This window comes from Vibrio sp. 704, from assembly GCF_033339295.1.
Genome location: NZ_JAWOUH010000435.1, coordinates 1 through 703 on the forward strand (window position 1 = coordinate 1; position 703 = coordinate 703).

The window sequence follows — 703 nt, forward strand, 5'->3', positions numbered from 1 at the left end:
AAGTAATCGACGTTATTGCTGCCAAGCATACGTAATGCCAATACAGAAAGAGCAGAACTCGTTGCGCCATCTGCGTCAAAGTCACCCACCACGATGATGCGTTTTTGCTCTTGAATCGCTTGGAACAACAACTCAACCGCCTGCTCAATGCCGCCAAGCTTTTGGTACGAATGCAATCCACGAGCAGAGGTTTCTAGCTGCGCGATGTCAGTAATACCGCGATTGATGTAAATGCGTTTTAAGATCGGAGGAATGGAATCTGGGAGAAGGGAAAGATCCGGTTCGGGACGTCGTTGAATTTCTATCATGCTTGAAAAGAGCCGACTATTGCGTCGGCTCTGCTCCTTAAAGGATTACAGTTGCTCTAAACGTTTCAGTAGTTCAGCTGGCGGTAAGTAACCACCAACCATCTCACCGTTTGGAAGGAAGATTGCAGGTGTACCTGAAATACCTAACTGACGACCAACGTTGTAGTGCGCTTGTATGGTCTCTTTACATTGCTCAAGATCTTTCGCTGGATTGTCGAAAGTGCGGCTCACTTTCGCATTATGCATCGCCGCTTTTGGATCTTCTGCACACCAAATCGTTGCCATTTGCTCAGCAACAGGCCCTGTCGCACCTTGGCGAGGGTATGCCATGTAACGCACAGTAATACCTAGATCATTGTAGCCCTGCATTTGGTTATGCAGACGAACACAGTAGC

General features: G+C 47.8%; 1 protein-coding gene and 1 pseudogene. Both read right to left on the reverse strand.

What is annotated here, in order from left to right:
• A pseudogene (locus R7R24_RS26940) lies at positions 1-308 on the reverse strand (single-stranded-DNA-specific exonuclease RecJ); the annotation flags it as partial.
• Between the two features lie 45 nt (positions 309-353).
• Positions 354-703: thioredoxin fold domain-containing protein (locus R7R24_RS26945; RefSeq protein WP_318120155.1), on the reverse strand; the 350-nt coding region annotated here is incomplete at its 5' end.